The following is a 17343-nucleotide window of genomic DNA, read 5'->3' as shown; positions in this document are numbered from 1 at the left end:
AAGGCGTGTTAAGCCATTAGCCGGCGGTCGAGCAAAGCGAATACCGATTTGTCATGCACACGACGCGAGTAGGTTATACTGCCAGGATCTCATCCTTGTCTCTCGTCATTCGTTGTGCATGTCAAAGCTCTCCGATTCCTCTGATAACGTTAATCGCTGCCTTCGTGCGGTTGAGGAGGGGGACCAATCCGCGACGACGGAGCTTTGGGAGTACGTTTACCCTCGGCTGCTGGCGTACGCGCGTCAGAAGCTGCCCAGTCACCTGCGCCGCGTCCTGGACGAGGAAGATGTTGCTCTTAGTGCGTTCAAGAGTTTTTGTGCGGGTGCCACTCGCGGATCGTTGGGTGAAATTACCGGTGAAGATGAACTATGGAAGTTGCTTTTTTGTATTTCTTCACGAAAAGCAAGAAGCTATGTGCGGGAACAATCGAGGCAAAAGCGAGGTGGAGGCAAAGTGAGTGGTGAATCTGTTTTTGGTGACATTTCCAATCGCGGACTTGAACAAGTGCCTGATTCTCGAGGCACACTGGCCCAGTTTTCCGCCGACTGCCAGCATCTGATGGATTCACTGGAAGACGATATTTTGCAAACCATCGCGTTACTGAGAATCGAAGGCTACTCGGTGGACGAGATTGCAACACGAATTGAGTTTTCGAGACGCAGCGTGGAACGAAGGCTCAATTTGATTCGACAGATCTGGTCAGCAGAAGGAGCAGATGAATGACGTCGGTAATCGAACCTGAGCGACCGACGAACATCGGCCCCTACGAAATCCGATCGCGACTAGGACAAGGTGCATTCGGTTCCGTTTACCTTGCCTTCGATCCGGTTCACGAGCGTCAGGTCGCCGTCAAGGTTCCTCGGGTTGACCGTCATCAACAGCGGGATGTTTTGAACGAAGCCCGCTCGCTTGGCCAGCTTTCCCACTCAGGGATCGTGTCGGTTCTCGATGCGGGCCAATCCGATGGAAATTGCTACATCGTTTCAGAACACCTTGACGGACCAAGCTTGCGACAATTCTTGCAAGACCATCGGCCGAATGTCAACGAATCGATTCGAATTGCGATCGCCTTGGCCGACGCGCTCGCACACGCACATGCGTACCGAGTCGTGCATCGCGACTTGAAACCAGAGAACATCATTCTGGTCGGTGGACGATCACCCGTCATTATCGATTTTAATCTCGCCATCAACGACGTACCTCACGAGCTACAGAAACGTCAGAAAGGCATTGTCGCCGGCACATTTGCTTACATGGCCCCCGAGCAGGTCATTGGTGAAGGGCATCGCATCGACGGCAGGACGGACATCTACGCGTTGGGCGTCATCCTCTATGAAATGCTGACCGGGCAGACCCCCTTTCGATCCGGTCAATCAAGTACGCTGATCAAGCAAATTCGCGAAGATGATCCGCAACCGCCCCGACAATTGATTCGGAATTTGCCGCCCGTTCTTGAAGCGATCTGCATGAAGTCGATGGCAAAGGACTTTCCTGACCGGTACACGACGGCCGATGATTTTGCAGCGCACCTGCGTGAAGCATTGCGGAATCCTGAGCAAATACTCCGCGAGACAAACCACCTCGTCAAACCGATTGCTCTACATTCGCATCGCACCGATTCGTCGGTTTCCCGCTCGCATCGGGCGACACGCCGTCGCGTCACCGTTGTACAGTTCAGTAGTGATGTGTATGAATCGGCCGAGATTTTGCGTCTCCTGGAACTGGGGGAACAGAACCAGATCCTCGAAGATTTTCAAGAACTTTGTCGTGACATCGCCGCTCGCCACCTGGGTCAAATCGTTCAAATGACCGATCAAGGTCTGCTAGCCTGCTTTGGTTTTCCCGTGTCCGTTGAAAACGCGACACAGCGAGCGGTGCGTGCGGCACTCGAGCTTCAGCAAGAATCCACGGCCTTCAATTCGAAACTGCACCGAACGAAAGGTGTGCGACTTTCTGTATCGGTGGTCATCCACACCGACATGGCAATCGTCCGATTAAACGACGATGAATCGGTCTCCTTGTCCGGTCGCGTGCGAACGGTCGTCAAGCAAATCGCCTTGGTCTCCCGCGCCGACACGGTCGTCGCAACAGAGGACACACATCGGCTGGTTCGTGACTACTTTGACTTCGTATCCGCAAAGTCGCATCGACTTAGGGGCGGTGACGAAATTCGGTTGCATCAGGTGGTCTCCGAACGGATTCGAGGGCGGTTTGATGCTGCACGTGTGCGCGGGAGACTCACGTCACTGGTTGGTCGTGAATCGGAAATCCATCGGTTGGTCGGAAACTGGGGGAAGGTGTGTAGTGGCGAAGGCACTGCGATTTTGATTCAAGGTGAAGCGGGAATCGGGAAATCGCGACTGGTGTATGAATTGAAGCAACATGTATTGAGAGAATCGCCTGATGCAAGGACCCCAGATGCGATGATTGTTGACTGGTTCGCCGACCCGCAACGTCAAGCCACCAGTTTGCACCCGGCCATCGGTTTCTTAGAACAAACACTTGGTTTTAGCGATGAGCTCCTTCCGATCAAACAACTCAGCAGACTGGTGCGCCACCTGGATGATTTGGGAATTGAGGGGGACGAAGAAGTTGCGTTGATGGCGGCACTGCTGTCGATACCTCTTGCCGGGTGCTATCCGCCGCTGGAGCTTTCTCCACAACAAAAGAAGGAAAAGACCTTTCGGCTCGTACTGGAGTGGTTGTCACGTTGTGCACATCGACAACCTCTCTTGTTCGCTATCGAGGACCTTCACTGGATCGATCCATCCAGCCTCGAGCTGATTGACCGATTGCTTTCACGCGGGTTGAACGACCGAATTCTTGTTGTCGCGACCTGCCGACCTGAGTTCCAGTCACCTTGGCAGAAACACTCGAACTTCGAATTTATCGAGCTGGGCGGACTGAGTCAGCAGAATGTCGGCGAAATGATTCTGCGGTGTTCGGCGTTGGAGACGATCCCCGCCGAGATGGAGAGTCTGTTGGCAAGCCGCACCGACGGCGTGCCGTTGTTTGTCGAAGAACTCGCGTCGATGATCCAATCTGAGAATTTCGCCATCGGTGATGTTCCTGAGACGCTTCAAGAGCTTTTGCTAGCGAGGCTAGACCAGATCGACCTTAACATCGATGTGGTTCAGATTGGGGCAGCGATCGGTCGCGAATTTCGTTTCGACTTGGCCGCCGCAGTATCAGGTATTCCAGAATCGCATCTTCAGCACGATCTTGACAAGTTGGTGCGTACTGAATTGGTCTATCGATACGGGCATGGTGAGTTTGCAAGGTACACGTTCAAACATGCACTGATCCAAGACGTCGCGTACCACGCGATGATCGAGAAAGATCGCAGGGACGTCCATCTCAAGATCGCGACCGTCTCGGAAGAACAGTTCCCCGAATTGTGCAGCCAGAACCCTGAAGTACTTGCCCATCACTTCACCCAGGCGAACTGCTGGGAAAAGTCAGTGGATTACTCGCAACGAGCCGCCGACAATGCCACCAGCCGTGCGGCACACCAGGAAGCGAAGCGCCACTTGATCTTCGCCCTGGAAAGTCTCAAGAAGCTTGATGACTCGGCTTCGCGCATGAAACGTGAAGTGCAAATACGAAGCCTCCTTGGCATCCACCTGCAGGTTATTCACGGCTACATTTCTCCCGAAGTTCGTGAGAACTATGAGCTTGCACTGGAGTTGTGCAACCGTCTGAATGATCCGCTGGAGACAGTTTCGGTACTGATTGGGTTGTGTCGCTACTTTATGATGCAGGCGCAGTTGGAAAAAGCCAGTGAGTTGGCAAGCCAACTGCTAACGCTATCGTCGCAGACGGGTTTGGAAAGCCTGATCGTCGTTGCCAATCGTGTAGCGGGTTCGACTTTCGTCTACAAAGGCGAACTATCACTCGCCCGCAAGCATCTTGAAAAGGTTCTGGCAATTGAAACGACTCCCGAACTGAGAGCAGAGGTCGCGAAGATCGATACGGCCGATCCATGGGTTACAAGCCGAACGTACTTGTCGATAGTCCTGTGGTTGATGGGAGACACGGAACGAGCCCTGACGGAATCCGAGCAAGCCATCGACGAGGGCCTGAAGTTGAACCATCCGATCGCCTACATCTTGCCCGTTGGGTTTTCTCAATGGATTCACCAATTCTGCGGCGATGTCGATCGTACGGAGCGGACGTGTGACCTTTCAGATGAACTCGGACAGCAGTTTGGCTTCCCGTTTTGGAATGCTTGGACGCTAGCAATCCGAGGCTGGGTACAAGGCCAACGTGGGGATACTCTGGGGGCGACAACAACGATTCGCGAGGGCATCCGGCAGTGGCGAGCCTCTGGAAGTGGAGCGGGATGCCACTACTTGCTGACGCTTCTAGCTCAAGCCTGGATCAACGCCGGCGATCTCGATCAAGCCAAGGGCGCATTGGACGAAGCACAGGCCTTCGCCAACGAAACCGGAGAACGGTTCTACGAGTCCGAAATTGCGAGACTTCGCGGAGAACTCGCAAATCGGAAAGGAGTCTCAAGAATCGATGCGGCTGCATGGTATCGCCAAGCCATCGAGATTGCCAAGAAGCAAAAAGCCGTGTCACTCGAACTGCGAGCGACCGCCGCCCTCGCACAAATGGAGCGTTCGACGAGTTAGTACTACAGTTGCGCTTTACCTATTTATCGAGTGTCTGCGAGTTTTGTAGTGAGGTTGCTGTGCATGACACACAGACAACATAGCCTATGCCTCGTTTTTCCAGCAATTCCCCTCTGTGCCAACATGAGTGAGACAACTTTGAGTCTCCACCGTAAACTTCATTAGCCGTCACCCAGGTTGCCTGAACGCCCGCCCGGCGAAGCCTTCCCCTCCATTGCACAGCCTTTGGTGGAGTGTGCTTGAGAGCATCCGCGAGGTAGAATGACTTCAAGACCATTTGCGAGGCCCGGTGGACTGACGCTGGGCGAGCTTTGCCTCACCGGTCACCCGCCAATCCCCTTCCCACAGCGAGAAAACCATGAGACTTCCTTTCGATCTCGTCATGACGGTTATTGCGTCGATCTTCCTGTCGAATTCAGCTGTCGCCGAATGGCGCCAGTTTCGCGGCCCTGGCGGGCACGGCGCTACGAGTGAAGTGAATCTGCCGTTGAGGTGGAGCGAGACGGAGAATCTTGCTTGGAAGACGGAGCTTCCCGGTTATGGCGCCTCAAGTCCGATTTTGCTTGGTGATCGATTGTATGTGACCTGCTACAGCGGCTACGGGATCGACCGCGAAAACCCCGGGAGGATGGAGGATTTGATGCTGCACCTTGTTTGCCTCAAAACCGACGGAAAGATTGTCTGGGACAAGCACATCCAGCCTAGACTGCCGGAATCCGAACGAGTACGAGACCACGGCTACGCGGCTCAAACTCCGGCGACCGATGGCGAGCATCTTTATGTCTTCTTTGGCAAGACGGGCGTGTTGAAGTTTGATCTCAATGGCAAGAAGCTCTGGCAGGCCGATGTCGGTGACAAAACTCACGGTTGGGGCAGTGGAACATCACCCGTGTTGTACAAGAATCTTGTCATCATTAACGCGAGTGTCGAAAGTGGTTCCTTAGTCGCGATCAACAAGGCCAATGGTAAAGAAGTTTGGCGCGCTGGCGGAATGGACTCGTCTTGGAATACGCCGCACTTGGTGGATGTTGGCGGTGGCAAGCAGGAACTGGTGGTCAGCGTCAAGGGAGCGATTCTTGCATTCGACCCTGACACGGGCGAGCCGTTGTGGAACTGCGACGGAATTCCAGACTACGTTTGCCCAAGTGCCATCTCGCAAGAGGGTATTGTCTATGTCATCGGCGGCCGAACCTCGCGAGCGATTGCGATACGAGCTGGCGGTCGAGGTGACGTCACCGAGACGCACCGTTTGTGGGAAGCCAAGGCGGGGGCAAACGTTGTGTCTCCGGTCATTCACGACGGTCACCTGTATTGGGTCAGCGACCGCAACAACATCGCCTACTGCGTACGGATGGATGACGGCGAAGTGGTGTATGCAGAACGCTTCCGCGGCCAACCCTATGCATCTCCCTTGGTAGGTGACGGCAAACTCTACATTGTCACTCGTTCTGGCGGCACGTACGTCTTGGCAGCCAAGCCCGAGTTCGAGCAACTCGCTCATAACGAACTTGAAGATCGCAGCACGTTCAACGCCAGCCCGATCGTCGACGGAGGTAAGCTATTTCTGCGCAGCGACAAATACCTGTACTGCATCGGCAACTAGTGTCACCGTGTTTCGGAAGATGAAATCGGCGTATGCTGCGGAGAGGGCGTTCGACGGTGATTCGCAAACGCGTTGGGCGACTGACGTTGGGACGAACGAGACATGGTTGTAGGACGTTCTATGAGAGAACGACTATCCCGCCACAGCACGCTGCCGACGCACTCCATCGGCTTCCCGGTCATCGAGGATTTGAGAATGAACAAACCCTTCCCCTATGCTGTCGCGGTCGCACTCGCCGCTCTGATGTCGATTTCCGCCGGGGCTGAAATGACCTGGCAGAACGTCGCTGGAACAAGAATCCCGGTTCCGCCGGGTGAACATCCGCGTCTGTATCTGCAAGCGGAAAACGTGGCACCGTTGCCCGCAAGGCTACAGGATCCGGTGCTTGAGTCGGTTGTGAAACGGCTGGAGGCAATGGCCAGAAAGTCTCCGCAGGGCCAAGTCGAGTGGAAGGCGTTGCAGTATCTGTGCAAGCCAAACCCGGCGGAAGGCCGCGATACGATCGAACGAGCTCTGGCGTTGCTGAAACGTACCGAATTGGCGGACCGCCAGGATGCCTGCCGCGAAACGGGGCGGATGATGGTCACGGGGGCCATCGTCTATGACTGGCTGTATCCGCTGCTGACAGCGGATGACAAGCAGGCGTTCATTACCGAGTTGGTGCGGCTGGCGAAGACGTTGGAGTGCGAGTATCCGCCCGTGCATCAAGGCTCGGTTACCGGCCATAGCTCCGAAGCGATGATCATGCGAGACATGCTGTCCGCGGGTATTGCCATCTACGACGAGTTCCCGGAAATGTATGAATTGGCAGCCGGACGGTTCTTTCGCGAACATTTGCCGGCCCGTAATTGGTTCTATCATGGCCATGCTTATCACCAAGGCGATTCCTACGGGGCGCACCGCTACAGTTGGGACACCTATCCGTTGTGGATTTTCGACCGGTTGGGTGCGGGGAATGTCTACAACCCGGAGCAACAGTTTGTCCCGTATCTGTGGGTCTATACCACTCGGCCGGATGGTCAGCGGCTTCGGGCCGGTGACACCTTCAAGACCAGCAGCCCGCGGGGCCAACCGTGGAGCGAATTTGTGGGCACGCTGTTTACCGCCAGCTACTATGGCGACGGCACGCTGCTGACGCAGTTCCAAAACCAAGGAGGCACGAGCGACAGCGAAGCCATCTTCGAGTTTCTTTGGCGTGACACGCAACTTCAGGCCAAGCCACTCAACGACCTCCCGTTGTCGCGATACTTCAGTTCGCCTTTTGGATGGATGGTGGCTCGGACCGGATGGGATCAGGATGCGGTCATCGCCGAGATGAAGATCAATGAGTACAACTTTGTGAACCACCAGCACTTGGACGCCGGGGCATTTCAAATCTACTACAAAGGGGCGTTGGCGATCGATTCGGGGTTGTACTCCGGTTCGTCGGGCCAGTATGGCAGTCCCCATTGCCAGAACTACTACTGGCGGACCATCGCGCACAACAGCCTGCTGGTTTATGATCCTCAGGAGCGTTTTGGCAGGAGCGACTACGGCAACGACGGCGGTCAGCGGCTGGCAGGCAACCGCAGCGAAGCCCGTTCGCTCGAAGTCCTGCTCGATCCGGCCAAGGGCTATCGTACCGGCCAAGTGCTCGCACACGGTTTTGGCCCCGATTCGCAGAGACCGGAATTCACGTTGCTGACGGGAGACATTACCGATGCCTATAGTGACAAGGTACAACAAGTGACGCGTTCCTTCGTCTTTTTGAATCTGCAGGACGAGCAAGTGCCGGCGGCCTTGGTCGTGCTGGACCGCGTCGTGAGTGCGGATCCCGATTTTCGCAAGTCCTGGCTGCTGCATACCCAGGAAGAGCCTCGCATCCATGGATCTTCGGCTGTTGTCGACTGCACACAGCATGACCAACGAGGCCGAATGACGTTGGACGTGCTGTTGCCTCGGGCGGACAACCAGGTATTGACCAGCGTCGGCGGGCCAGGCAAGGAGTTTTGGGTCTTCGGCATGAACTACGCAAACGACACGGAACCTGCCCGTTTGGAAAGGAGTTCACTGGAGCCTGGCGCGTGGCGCATCGAGTTGTCGCCGAAAGCTACCGCGAACGAGGATCTGTTTTTGACCGTGATGCAAGTCACCGACCCAACCGCTCCAGGACGACTTCCCGTGCAGCTCGTTGATCGAGCAGATCGTGTGGGCTCATTCATCGAACGTCCGGAAGGCAACCGCTTGGTGCTCTTCCGCCGCGACGGTCAACGTTCCTCACACCCGGTAACGATCGAGGTTTCCGGCCCCGGTAAAACCGGCGTGTTGGTCGCCGATCTCACGGCCGGCGTTTGGCACTTACGACGGGCTGGCGAATCCAGCACACGCGAAATTCGCGTCGACCGGGATCTCGGTGCCGCCTGGTTCGAAGCCTCGCCAGGGAATTGGCAAATGGAGAAACCGTAACCCTAACGAGCAGTCGGTCCTTCCGGACATCCAAGCGTTCCTGATCGGGCTGTCGAAGAAAGTCTCTCGATTATTGACCCGCGAGGGGGGATCCAGAAACCATCACGCGTGCGTAGGTCAATGCACCGTCTAAGTTCTCGAAGACATGATCGTTTCCGATCTTATCCAGCAATCCGCTACGAGTCAGTTCGAACAGAGGTTGGATATGAACGCCTCCAAGAAGCAGTGTGGTGTGTTGTCGCCGACACTTGTCGAAGAATTCTTCGAGAGCATGCATGGCAGTCGCATCAATGTGTGGGACATAACGCATGCGAAGGATGAAGACTTTCGGTGGTGCTTTGAATTGGCGGAGGATATCGCTAAGCCGATCGGCGACACCAAAGAAAAAGGGACCATTGATCTCATAGACCTCGATTTCAGGAGGAATATCCATGTCGCTTAACGTGGCGGGATCCTTCGGGTCGGGTGTCGCAGGTTCCTGATCAAATTCCTGGTCAAAACCTCGACGGTTTCGAATACCAACAATCGTCGAAGTCTCGGCCATGCGACTCATGAATAGGAAAGACGCCATGATCATGCCGACACCGACGCCAAGGACCAGATCAGTGAACACGGTTAGCCCGAACGTTGTTAGCAGCGTAAGGACATCAGGTCTCGGCGCACGCAACAAGGAGCGAAAATGATCGATCTCGCAGATGTTCCAAGCGACGAGTATCAGCACGGCAGCGAGCGCCGACAGTGGAATGCTCTTGGCCAACGGGGCCAATGCGAGCATGAAAACCAAAATAATGGTGGCGCTAACGATGCCAGAAAGTGGCGTCGTTCCGCCGCTCTTGATGTTCGCCGCCGTCCGTGCGATCGCACCCGTTGCCGGCAGTCCAAAACACATCGCGCTTGCAACGTTGGCAACTCCTTGGGCAAGAAGCTCCTGATCCGAGCGATGTCGTCCGCCAGTCATTCCATCCGCCACCACTGCCGAGAGCAAGCTCTCGATCGCACTCAACACTGCAATCGTCATCGCGGCTGGAATCAACTCTCGCATTAGATCAAAGGAAAACGCAGGCAGTCTTGGTGGTGGAAGGCAGTCCGGGATACCGCCGAACCGTGTACCGATCGTTTCCACCAATGGAGCGGTTTGCAATCCATCGGCGGTCAATCCAACATCGTTCCATCCCATCGCAGAAACGATGATTGAACTCACCACCACCGCCACGATCGCTCCGGGAATCCGTGGCATCACCCGTCTCAAGGCGATCAACATCACCAAACTTCCAACACCGACGCCTGCTGCATACACATTGATGGTCGAGATGTTGCCGGCCAGCAACTGAACCTTCGGAATCAACTCGGCGGGTAGCGCCACAGGTTGACCCATTTCATCGTGCAGACTCATTCCAAAGAAATCCTTGATCTGCGATACCAGAATGGTCACCGCAATCCCCGAGGTGAAACCGGTTGTAACAGGGTAGGGGATGTATTTGACGAGTTGACCAAACCGGAATAGCCCCATGAGCACCAGAATGACACCGGCCATCGCCGTTGCCGTCATCAAGCCCTCGTAGCCATACGAGGCGGCGATGCCAAAAATGATTGGGATGAACGCTGCGGTCGGACCACCGATCTGGACCCGAGATCCGCCAAGCCCAGAAATGAGAAACCCGCCGATTACCGCAGTGAACAGCCCCATCGCCGGTGGCGTCAGCCAGGGATGCACCAAGCGCATCTGTTCGGCCACATCCTCTGGGATGCTTGCAATCCCTAACGCCATCGCCAAAGGCAGAGAAATGATCGCTGTGGTCAGTCCGCCAGATAAATCGCCGAAGCATTGTTGCCGGGTGTAGCCCTCTCGCAGGCAAACGATCAGCTTGGGTGTGTGACGTGATAGCCAGGAGGACATCTTAATCTCTTCAAACCGGATGGAAACGCCTTTAAGAATGGAAGCTCAGCATACGCAGACAGCAGGATATTTGGACAGGGTCCGAGAAAAGGGACCCTGCGTTTTCGAACCTATCTGAAAAGGGGTCTGACCCTTTGTCGACCGAGTTTCGCTTGCTTAAAAACTCGTTGTTTTCCAATGGATTCGCTGCCGATCCTCCCGATCAACCTGGCAAAAACGTTCTGAGCTTGCAGCCTGACCTGCTGAGAACGGGAGGGTTGGCTGACATCCTTGCAATGAAACCATGTCGATCTTAGCGAAGTTCGCCGTTGCCGGCGGATCACCAATTCGCACCGGAGGAGAAGGATCTCCGCCACGATGTCCCCGATCGGTGTTGTACCGACTGCGGCTTCTTTCAGCAAAGGATCGAATCAGGAAAACCGGATCTGCGTTTTCATCGCTTGGTTTCGATCATTTGCGAGTTCAAAACCTCTCACCGCATCGTCGAAGGAAACCGTATGAGAGATCAACGGTTTCACATCCACCGTACCTTTCTGCATCAAGCTGACCGCCATACTGAATTCCTCGTGAAACCGGAATGAGCCCCTCAAATCCAGCTCTTTCGCAGTGATCGCTTGCATGGGAACGGTCATGTCACCGCCAAGACCCAGCTGCAAAATGACGCCACGGGGACGCATCGCGGCAATTCCCGATGCCAAGGCCGGTGCGGCACCTGAGCATTCATAAAGAACGTCGAAATAGCCCTTCCCAGTCTGATAGGTCGCCAAAGCGTTTGCGTCACTCGCAACATTGATCACCCGGCTCGCGTCAACCTTTGCAGCAAATTCCAGTGCTGAATCGACGAGGTCGGTCACCACTATTTCGGCAGCCCCGGCGGCCTTGGCCGCCAGCACACAGAGTGCCCCAATCGGTCCCGAACCCGTGATCAAAACCCGTTTGCCCAGCATCTCACCTGCCCGACGTGTCGCATGCAGGCAGACAGAAAACGGTTCTGCCATGGCAGCCTCGCCAGCGCTCAATCCATCCGCTTTCACGCATTGGCTAGCATCCGCCACCAACGCTTCGCGGAATGCCCCCTGAATGTGAGGGAAGGGCATGGCCGAGCCATAGAACCGCATGTTTTCACAATGGTTGTGTTGGCCCAACTGACAATATTGGCAGGTCCTACAGGGTCTCGAAGGCGACACGGCTACCAGATCGCCAACTTGCAGGTCGCTGACATCCTCGCCCAGCCCTGAGACATAGCCCGAAACCTCATGGCCAAGGATCATCGGCTGTTTGAGTCGGATCGCGCCAAATCCACCGTGATTGTAATAATGCAGGTCCGACCCGCAGATGCCGCCAGCGGCCAGTTGAATCAGCACTTCGCCCTGACCCGGTTCGGCGGACACAGTTTCTTCAATCCGCAGGTCTTTGGCATCATGGATGACGATCGCGCGCATTAAGGTCTCCTAAAGGCTGGCTGTAATGCCGCCATCCACATAAATCGTCTGGCCATTCACAAAACCCGACGCTGCTGACGCGAGAAAGATGCACGCGCCCACGAGTTCTTCCACCTTGCCCCAACGACCAGCCGGCGTCCGTTTTTCAAGCCAAGCGCTAAAGTCCGGGTCGGCCACAAGCGCCGCGTTCAACGGCGTATCAAAGTAGCCTGGCGCAATGGCGTTACACTGAAGACCATGTTGCGCCCAGTCGGTCGCCATCCCTTTCGTCAGATTTCCCACCGCACCCTTGGTCGCGGTATAGGGGGCAATTCCAGGGCGTGCCAACGACGTCTGTACCGACGCGATATTGATGATTTTGCCTGCGCCGCGACCAATCATATGGCGAGCAACCGCTTGCCCGACGTTGAAGACGGACGACACATTGGTCGCAAGCAGTTTGCCAAACATATCGGCGGGAAAGTCCTCGAGCGGAGTTCTAAACTGCATGCCGGCGTTGTTTACCAGAATATCAATCGGCCCGGTGTCCCGTTCAAATCCGTCAACCGCTACCCGAACCGCGTCATGATCGGTGGCATCAAAGGCAAGCAGATGGACCGTCGCGTCCTCGGCCGAGAGCACTGTAGCGGCATCCGCGAGTTTCTTCGTGTCACGTCCGTTCAGAACAACCGCGGCGCCAGCCGCCGCAAGTCCCCGGGCGAGCGCAAACCCAATCCCCTGTGACGAACCCGTGATCAGCGCCGTTTTGTTGGTGACATCGAACAACTGTTGTGACATAGTTACTATCGGAGGTTGAGTGGGACGGTGTTTTCGGTAGCAATCGAATCGTTGCGAGGCTTTTTTTGATGAATCACCATGTCTGCTCGATCGATTTCGTTCCTATCCTACTCGATCAAACGAAACAACGGATTCAGGAAAACTTTGTGATCCCCGGCATCGCGGTTGGATAAGTGCCATCGGGCCGGGGAGCGATCGGTGCTTCGGCATCCCACTTGTATTCTTTCAAGCGAAAGTCAAGTGTGCTGCCAAGCGCCATTTCCCACGTGACTTCCTGGCCTGTGTAACAAGCCATCTGGCCGAGAATTCCAAGCATCGTACTTGTGAACATGTACGACCGGTTGTTAATCGGATTGCCGGAGAGAATGGACTCGACCAACGCTCGTTGCTCGTTCTCCACCATGCTGACGTTCTCGCCTTTGTATTTCCAAAGCTCATTTCCTTTCAGATCTGTGATCGAAGTTTCGTTCCAACGCGGCATGAAGAGACGTCCTTTGGTGCCGTAAACAATATCCGACGTCGCGCTGTAACAGTCCGGTCGATCGTGACAAAAGGCAAACACCTTTTGGCCGGTTTCATATTCATAAACGATTGCGTGGCTATCGAACTGATCGCCGTAATCATCGCTGGTACAGACCTGACGTCCGCCCAGCCCCCAAGCCTTCAACGGCGGCACGTCGCCCAAGACCCAAGAGGCTTTGTCCAGACTGTGGATCAATTGTTGCGACGTCTGGTCGCCCGAAAGCCAGTTGAAGTGGTACCAGTTGCGGAACTGGTATTCGAGCTCACTCCATTCGGGTTGTCGTGGACGTTTGACATAAGGCTGCGAGAGGTAGTTTTCTTGAATCGCGACCACTTCACCGATCATACCATTGTGAACGTGCTGGATCGCTTCGCGAACATGGGGAGAGTAACGCCAACAAAGCCCCGAGACCATCGCCAAATTCTTCTCTTTGGCCAAGTCGCAGGCTTCCAGCAGCCGTTTGGCACCGGGGACGTCGATACCGTGAGGCTTTTCGGTGAAGACATGCTTTCCCGCCTCGACCGCGGCCCGAGTCATCTCGGGATGAAAGTGGCTGGCGGCCGCAATCAGCACAACGTCGATGTCGGTTTCCAGAAGTCTCTCGTACCCATCAAAGCCGTCAAAGCGATTCTCGTGTGCTACATCCACTTGATCGGGATAGGTGCTGGAAAGACTTTTGAGTCCGGCTTCCAAACGATCTTCAAACAGATCCGCCATCGCAACCAGACGGGCTCCGGGATAGACCGCCATGATGTTATTGGCCGCACCACAGCCACGTCCTCCGCATCCGATTAAGCCGATCCTGAGCACATCGCTGCCAGCAGCATGGGCACTTCGTGATAGCGCGAGACCGCCAACGGTTGAAGCGGCGGATAGGACCATCGAATCTTTAAGGAAACCGCGACGACTTGTGGACGATGGCTTTTTGTTCTGCGGAGGGTTCATGGTTAGACCTGGTTGCTTTTTAAAAATGGAGGTAATTGCTTTGTCTCCTCGAAGGGCGGCACGGCCGCAGGCGAAGCGAGCTACCGCGCGTCGTGGCTTTGGCCCGCTCACGTTGGTCGCTGAAATCATGCTCCAATAACATCGAATTCAGCGATAATGGATGTAGGATACGCTTCCAGCGTTTTAAGAATCCGCAACTTCCTTCAACAACTTAAGCAACGCTTCAACAATCTTCACTGAGGCTTGTTTCTCAACAACGTTTGTGCCCAGCCAGGTTTCGTATCCGCCGTAGGCATGTTGTTTCGGATTCGGCAGGTATCCTCCCGATCCGCCGGCAAGCGATATGACAAGGGTATCGCCTAAGGGGCTTCGTTGTTTCAATTCCAACCCGATTTCGACCAGGACCTCAAATGGAATCGTAACGATGCCAAGGTCACCGATCCGCACAGAGGTCAGCACGATGTTCTGCGTTGGCGGCATCTGTTGCATCTGCAGCACTCGCCGAGCGTAGGTTGGCTCGTGAGGGTGATAGAGTTCGATCTCTTCGCCTCGCTCCGACACCAATTTTGCTCGTGCAAGTTGTTCCGCGGTTGGCTGGCGATTTTTTAGTACCAGTTCGGCATCCGCACCGGCGAGCGGTACCCAATTGTGGTAGGTCATTTGACGTTCGGCTTCGGCAACCCGATTGGCCAAATCGTATGCGACGTACTGCATTTGTTCGTACGCTGGCCTGCGTTCCGTTTTGATGCCAAAGTGAATGTTGTTGATATCGCCGCTTGTGCCATTGGTCATGATACCCACCATCGGGCTGGAATCCTTGCCATCGGCGATAAGTTCCATCACGCGACTGCCGAACAGGGAGAAGTAGTCGGCCGAGAGCTCTCCTTTCACGACCCCGCCGACATAATGCAACGAGTAGTTGGCCAAGAGAGCGATCGGATTTCCATCGACCGAACGGACACTCAGGAACGAGACCTCCGGATCAATGGGGCCGGCCGGTCGATCGAGGTTTGGATTGTTCTGCCCCGGGTTCATCACTGCCAGATCGGTCCCACCGAATGGATTCGGCGTGGGCGTGTCGGGCTTCATGAACCAACGTCGGTTGAAGACATGTTCCGGCACATCGATGCTGGACCAGCCAATCTGCGCGGGCTGCAGCGTTCCGTTCGCTGCCTCAGCAGCTTGTACCATCGCCTCGACAAGTCGCATTTGATATTCGGTCAGCTGCATGTCGGGAGCGTAGCGATTGTCGAAACCGGCAGAGACGGAGGAGTGCGTGTGCGTGGCCGACATCACTTGGCACTGCTCAGGAATCCCGGTTGTATCGGAGATGCGTCGCTTGGCCTCATCAAAGACCTGTCGCGGAATCCCTAAATTGTCGCAAACCATGAAAGCAAGCCGAGCCTGTCCGTTGTCTAGCACCACGCATTTCACATGCAGCGAATCATGAACTCTTTCCGCCGGTATCGGTTCCCATCCACCGATGATCCATCCGCCAAGCTTCGGAGTGATGTCCACTTTCGCAGTACCGGCCTGAAACACTCGTTCCACGGGTTCGCCCAACACAATCGTCGGCGAGAATAGAACAACGATCACTAATGGGAACCATCCTGCAAACCGTTCTCGCCGGTGGCGTAACATGGTCGAACCTTTCCTTTGTGAAGTGAAATGTGCTTTCCAACCTTCACACAATATACGCGATCAGATACCGCGAAGGTGAACGGGGGACAAGGGGCAAGAAAAGGCGGCATTCGGCCCCCCCGTCACTCCGGCCTGTTGCGAAGATCGGGCGGATGACTTGGTCGGAGCTGCTCTTCGCTCATTGGCCCGTTGAGCCGAAGTTACTCTCCTCGCTGCTTCCCACTGGACTTACGCTCGACACTCGTGATGGCAAAGCTTGGATCGGTGTGGTGCCGTTCTTGATGTCGAATGTTGCACCGAGATGCTGTCCGACCGTTCCGAAGCTGAGTCGTTTTCTGGAACTGAATGTTCGCACGTATGTGACGTATGACGGCAAGCCCGGCGTTTTGGTTCTTTTCGCTGGATGCCGCAAAGTGCACCTTGCGGCAGAACACCCTGTGCGAATCTTTGGGGGTCGACTTGGTTGGCCAACCGCAGCTGCTTTTCGCTCAAGCAATCAAGGTCCGTGCATGGATGGCCGCTCGATGTGATTAAGAACCTATCCGAAAAGGGGTCTGACGCTTTGTCGACCGACGTTTCGATTGCTCAAAAACTCGTTGTTTTCTAATGGAATCGCTACCGATACGCTCAGACCAAGAGTGGGGCCCAGCGAGAAACTCTTCCCTTCCTGGCCCAGTTATTTCCCGCACGCTGCTTAGGATCGATCGGGAAATTACTTTCGGACTTGAACATTGAGATAGGCTTCCACCATTTCTTCCGCAGGTCCCGAGCGATTTGATTCCAAATCGCCGCATTGCTGCCGCAGGAGGCATTACCGCGAAGCGGTTAGATTCCATAGCCTAGGGTCGACGCGAAGCGGCGCACCCTAGGGCCACTGCCAATGGGCTTCCGATTGGGGCGTCGATGCCGTCAATTGTAAAACCTCTTCGAGGTATGCTGCCAAATGCGGTCGGTGACCCAGGGTGCGCTATCGCGACCCTGGGCTTCGGAATCTAACNCCTGTCGGGGTAGNAATCGGTTGGTAGCAACCGCATGAAGATAGGCTAATCTGGAAGCCACGGACACGACAAAAACAGACACTTAGTTTCCGCTCGATCCTAAGAAAACCGCCAGCCTGGATACGATCACCCACCCATTCCGAGGTCGTGCAGTTTTTAAGTTGTGACTAATACAGTGTTTAGGTATCCAACCACCCCTGCCCGCGCAGCGGGAGGGGTCGAGCGCAGCGAGGGGGAGGGCCGGTATAGAAACAGTGCTGGAATTTCATGTTGTCATCGCAGCCCGTTTTCCCTCTCCCTCGCTTAGGCTCGACCTCTCCCAGAGGGCATTGGTATCTACACAAGTCTGAACGGGAGAGCGTTGGCGGCCATTTGCTTCAGTTGACCGATGTCGATGTCGGGCGATTCTAGCAGATCGGTCATCGAGAGCAGGA

The 17343-nt window shown here is 55.3% G+C and carries 10 protein-coding genes; 5 read left to right on the top strand and 5 right to left on the bottom strand.

The genetic code is table 11. The features are described from left to right. The first annotated feature begins 118 nt into the window (after window positions 1-118). From Poly41_RS32050 to hepB, 4 genes are all read left to right on the top strand, one after another. Window positions 119-724, top strand: coding sequence for an ECF-type sigma factor (locus tag Poly41_RS32050; protein WP_146531457.1), 606 nt, complete (start codon window positions 119-121; stop codon window positions 722-724). Then, complete coding sequence (locus Poly41_RS32045) at window positions 721-4638, top strand: protein kinase domain-containing protein (protein WP_146531456.1); 3918 nt, start codon at window positions 721-723, stop codon at window positions 4636-4638. The genes Poly41_RS32050 and Poly41_RS32045 overlap by 4 nt, the downstream gene beginning before the upstream one ends. Window positions 4639-4996: 358 nt before the next feature. Beyond that, window positions 4997-6241, top strand: a complete 1245-nt coding sequence (locus Poly41_RS32040) for an outer membrane protein assembly factor BamB family protein (protein WP_146531455.1) — start codon at window positions 4997-4999, stop codon at window positions 6239-6241. A gap of 195 nt (window positions 6242-6436) precedes the next feature. Then, window positions 6437-8686, top strand: coding sequence for a heparin/heparin-sulfate lyase HepB (gene hepB, locus Poly41_RS32035; RefSeq protein ID WP_197231927.1), 2250 nt, complete (start codon window positions 6437-6439; stop codon window positions 8684-8686). Window positions 8687-8756: 70 nt separating this feature from the next. Here hepB and Poly41_RS32030 read toward each other — a convergent pair whose 3' ends face one another. The 5 genes from Poly41_RS32030 to Poly41_RS32010 form a co-directional block, all read right to left on the bottom strand. Continuing rightward, window positions 8757-10583 (bottom strand): SulP family inorganic anion transporter, encoded by a 1827-nt coding sequence (locus Poly41_RS32030; protein WP_146531453.1) that lies wholly within the window; start codon window positions 10581-10583, stop codon window positions 8757-8759. Between the two features lie 410 nt (window positions 10584-10993). Then, window positions 10994-12025: an L-idonate 5-dehydrogenase gene (locus tag Poly41_RS32025; RefSeq protein WP_146531452.1), complete on the bottom strand. Its 1032-nt coding sequence runs from the start codon at window positions 12023-12025 to the stop codon at window positions 10994-10996. A 9-nt stretch (window positions 12026-12034) separates the two neighbouring features. Beyond that, complete coding sequence (locus Poly41_RS32020; RefSeq protein WP_146531451.1) at window positions 12035-12802, bottom strand: SDR family oxidoreductase; 768 nt, start codon at window positions 12800-12802, stop codon at window positions 12035-12037. 133 nt (window positions 12803-12935) lie between these two features. Continuing rightward, window positions 12936-14270, bottom strand: coding sequence for a Gfo/Idh/MocA family protein (locus Poly41_RS32015; protein WP_197231926.1), 1335 nt, complete (start codon window positions 14268-14270; stop codon window positions 12936-12938). Window positions 14271-14453: 183 nt separating this feature from the next. Then, a complete protein-coding gene (locus Poly41_RS32010; protein ID WP_231616120.1) occupies window positions 14454-15911 on the bottom strand; it encodes a hypothetical protein in 1458 nt (485 codons plus the stop codon). Between the two features lie 152 nt (window positions 15912-16063). On the opposite strand from Poly41_RS32010, the gene Poly41_RS32005 reads away from it, so the two are divergent. Continuing rightward, window positions 16064-16441 carry a DUF2071 domain-containing protein gene (locus Poly41_RS32005; protein WP_197231925.1) on the top strand — a complete coding sequence of 126 codons (378 nt, stop codon included), beginning with the start codon at window positions 16064-16066 and terminating at the stop codon, window positions 16439-16441. The last annotated feature ends 902 nt before the right edge of the window (window positions 16442-17343 follow it).

This window comes from Novipirellula artificiosorum, from assembly GCF_007860135.1.
Taxonomy (GTDB): domain Bacteria; phylum Planctomycetota; class Planctomycetia; order Pirellulales; family Pirellulaceae; genus Novipirellula_A; species Novipirellula_A artificiosorum.
This window is presented reverse-complemented; position numbering and strand designations above follow the sequence as displayed.

Coding starts and splice junctions, on each gene's coding strand:
- Poly41_RS32050 (WP_146531457.1), top strand. CDS start 119: ATGTCAAAGCTCTCCGATTCCTCTGATAACGTTAATCGCTGCCTTCGT.
- Poly41_RS32045 (WP_146531456.1), top strand. CDS start 721: ATGACGTCGGTAATCGAACCTGAGCGACCGACGAACATCGGCCCCTAC.
- Poly41_RS32040 (WP_146531455.1), top strand. CDS start 4,997: ATGAGACTTCCTTTCGATCTCGTCATGACGGTTATTGCGTCGATCTTC.
- hepB (WP_197231927.1), top strand. CDS start 6,437: ATGAACAAACCCTTCCCCTATGCTGTCGCGGTCGCACTCGCCGCTCTG.
- Poly41_RS32030 (WP_146531453.1), bottom strand. CDS start 10,583: ATGTCCTCCTGGCTATCACGTCACACACCCAAGCTGATCGTTTGCCTG.
- Poly41_RS32025 (WP_146531452.1), bottom strand. CDS start 12,025: ATGCGCGCGATCGTCATCCATGATGCCAAAGACCTGCGGATTGAAGAA.
- Poly41_RS32020 (WP_146531451.1), bottom strand. CDS start 12,802: ATGTCACAACAGTTGTTCGATGTCACCAACAAAACGGCGCTGATCACG.
- Poly41_RS32015 (WP_197231926.1), bottom strand. CDS start 14,270: ATGAACCCTCCGCAGAACAAAAAGCCATCGTCCACAAGTCGTCGCGGT.
- Poly41_RS32010 (WP_231616120.1), bottom strand. CDS start 15,911: ATGTTACGCCACCGGCGAGAACGGTTTGCAGGATGGTTCCCATTAGTG.
- Poly41_RS32005 (WP_197231925.1), top strand. CDS start 16,064: ATGACTTGGTCGGAGCTGCTCTTCGCTCATTGGCCCGTTGAGCCGAAG.